Genomic DNA, 1,040 nt, shown 5'->3' with positions numbered 1-1,040 from the left:
CTGCTGATAATAAAGGATGAAAGTATTGCATGATTCGTTATTTCTTAGTAAATTAGAATTCTCTGAACTCTTCTGATTATGACTAAAGAAACACTCCTTATGCAATACCAATCCGAGTGCCTGTCGGCTCTCAAATCAGTAGCGAATATACACAAACCTTTTGAAAAAGCATTCATGGACACCATGAAATTATTCATGGCCATCCCGGATCGTATAAATTTCCTTCAATTGGGCAGATATGGCTGTTTCTCAGAACAGACTTATCGTAACCTTTTTGAGCATGAAACTTTCGACTGGTTTGCGTTCAACGGATCTATCATCAGCAAGCATCTCACAGGCAAAAGAAAAGCCATTGCCATCGACCCTTCCATATTCCCAAATCAGGCAAGAAGACACCTTGGATAGGTTACTTCTGGTCCGGTTGTGCAGGAGAGTACAAGCGAGGATTGGAAATCATGGGCATCGGTATCATTGACATCGACAACCATGAATGCATGACTTTAGGTTCCATTCAGACACCGGATTGTAAGACCTTGGATAATATGGACAAGAACCTTGTTGACTGGTACAGCTGCTATCTTATCAGCAGAAAAGACAAGCTGCAAAGCATATCCAAAACGGTGGTTGCAGACGCATTCTTTTCCAAGGAAACTTTCGTAACGCCTATGTGTGAGAACAGTTTCCATGTTATCAGCCGCTTTAGGAATGATGTTGTCCTGTACTATCCGACATTGGAAAAGAAAACAGGAAAACGTGGTCATCCCAAGTGGTTTGACGGCAGGATTGACTTTGCCAATCTGGATTTGACCCGGTGCAAGGAATACGAGGTGAACAAAGGAAAGCTATACGGATTGAGGGTTTATGCTAAAGCTTTCAAAAGGTATGTTTCCTTAGCCGTCTGGTATCCGATGGACGGAAGAACAGACAAGTGGCAACTTTATTTCTCTACAGACGATTCCATGGATGGGACGCGAGGTGCTGGATTATTACAGACCCAGGTTCCCAGTTGGGATTTCCTTTAGAGATGGCAGCAGCATGCA

Annotated in this window: 1 pseudogene; it reads left to right on the top strand. The window is 43.0% G+C overall.

Features of this window, described 5'->3' with window-relative positions:
* Positions 1 to 78 precede the first annotated feature (78 nt).
* A pseudogene (locus BACCOP_RS21340) lies at positions 79 to 1,040 on the top strand (hypothetical protein); the annotation flags it as partial.

The organism is Phocaeicola coprocola DSM 17136 (assembly GCF_000154845.1).
GTDB classification, from domain to species: Bacteria; Bacteroidota; Bacteroidia; order Bacteroidales; family Bacteroidaceae; genus Phocaeicola; species Phocaeicola coprocola.
This window is presented reverse-complemented; position numbering and strand designations above follow the sequence as displayed.